Here is a 1,688-nt window from a genome sequence, read left to right on the forward strand (position 1 = left end):
CTTGTTGGCGGAGAAGGTGCCGCGCCAGGCGATGAGGCCATCGACGATGGGGCCGCCGACGGCCGCGGTGGCGAACAAACCGTCGCGCTGCCGGAAGCCCAGCGTGAAGTCGGCCGTCGGCGTGAAGCTCGGGCGCTTGGTCGTGAAGATGATGTTGCCGACGCTGGCGTTCTTGCCCAGCAGCGTGCCCTGCGGCCCGCGCGTGACCTCGACGGTGTCGATGTCGACGAAGTCGAAGCTCGACGTCAGCGCGTTGTAGGCATAGGAAACGCCATCCACGATGATGCCCACGCTCGGGTCCTGGGCCTCGGTCTGGCCGATCTTGCCGATGCCGCGGATGGAGATGCTGCTGGTGCGCTGGTTGCCGAGGTTCCAGCTGACGTTGGCGGCGCGCTTGGTGATGTCGTCGATGCCGACCGAACCGAGGCGGTCCAGCTCGGCGCCCTGGATGACGGAGATGGACAGCGGCACGTCCTGCAGCTTCTCGATGCGGTTGCGGCTGCGCACGGTGACGGCCCCGAGGGCCTGGGTGTTGTCCTCGGCCGGCGCGGGCGCGGCGGCTTCCTGGGCGAGGGCACTGCCAGCAGCGAGGGCGGCGATCAGCGCGGTCAGTGGATGCGGGCGAAAGCGATGTTGGGTCGTCATGGAATGGAGTGATCGATAGGGCGGGGTCGGTCACTTCATTGCAGGGAGCGTGCCCAATACGCTGGGCGTCTAAGCAATTGCGCTTCGCGTTGGTAGGCGGCGTTTTGGCGGTTTTCATGGCCCCGTTGCGAGTCGTGCGTGTGATCGCGCAGTGGGTGCTGTTGCTTGTTGAACAGCAGGTCAGCAAATCGTGCGGCCTGGAACACAGCCACAGAGGCACAGAGGCACAGAGAAATTCATGCCTGTCCTCTGTGTCTCCGTGTCTCTGTGGCTTGTTTGCGTTCTGGCACGGAAGCTGCGCTGTGGGCGAGGTCTGCCACTCCTTTGACCTCATCATGAAAACACTGCACGCACTGGCCGTTGGCGCTCTGCTTAGCCTGACCGCCGTCGCTCACGCCCAGACGGCCGCTTCAGCGCCGGCCGCAGCCGCCGAATGGAAATACAAGACCCCGCGCCTGAAGGCGGCCGAGGTCGACGCCCTGCTGGCCCAGCCGGACAAGCTGCTGGTGCTGGACCTGCGCCGCCCCGACGAGCTGATCAAGTACGGCAGCTTCCCGGCCTTCCTCAACATCCAGAACAAGGATCTCGAAAAGCACCTGGCCTATCTGCCCAGGGATCGCGCCATCCTGACCGTGTCCAACCACGCCGTGCGTGCCGGCCGTGCCGGCGACCTGCTGGCCGAGCGGGGCTACAAGATCGCCGGCGCCACCGGCAGCGAGGACTACGAGCAGGAAGGCGGCAAGGCCGTCGCCCATATCCAGCCCCCGGCGCCACGCGCACAGGCGGCTGCCGGAAGCACCGATGTCGCCGCAGCTCGCCAGCCCTGAAGGCACGGGCGAGGTCCCGGTCTGGGACCTGCCGCTGCGCGTCTTCCATTGGGCCCTGGTGAGCCTGGTGTCGGTGGCTATAGCGACCGGTCTTGCCGGTGGCGCCTGGATGAGCTGGCATGCCCGTGCTGGCCAGGCCATTGCGGCCCTGCTGGTGTTTCGCCTCGGCTGGGGGCTGTGGGGCACGCGCTATGCACGCTTCGCGCAGTTCTGGCC

The 1,688-nt window shown here is 66.8% G+C and carries 3 protein-coding genes; 2 read left to right on the forward strand and 1 reads right to left on the reverse strand.

The annotated features are described in order from the left end of the window. The coding region (locus tag AC1DU6_RS30175) for a TonB-dependent receptor plug domain-containing protein (RefSeq protein WP_477861727.1) at positions 1 to 645 on the reverse strand (645 nt) is incomplete at its 3' end. A 335-nt stretch (positions 646 to 980) separates the two neighbouring features. Between AC1DU6_RS30175 and AC1DU6_RS30180 the strand changes: the two genes are divergently transcribed. Together AC1DU6_RS30180 and AC1DU6_RS30185 are read left to right on the forward strand one after the other, a co-directional pair. Beyond that, positions 981 to 1,472, forward strand: coding sequence for a rhodanese-like domain-containing protein (locus AC1DU6_RS30180; protein ID WP_457322629.1), 492 nt, complete (start codon positions 981 to 983; stop codon positions 1,470 to 1,472). After that, positions 1,447 to 1,688, forward strand: a 242-nt coding sequence (locus AC1DU6_RS30185; RefSeq protein ID WP_477861729.1) for a cytochrome b/b6 domain-containing protein, incomplete at its 3' end; no start/stop codon positions are given. The genes AC1DU6_RS30180 and AC1DU6_RS30185, both read left to right, overlap by 26 nt.

Source organism: Roseateles sp. P5_B10, from assembly GCF_056400485.1.

What these genes read in the sequence shown, in the direction of transcription:
- AC1DU6_RS30180 (WP_457322629.1), top strand. Translation starts at nt 981, where the DNA reads ATGAAAACACTGCACGCACTGGCCGTTGGCGCTCTGCTTAGCCTGACC.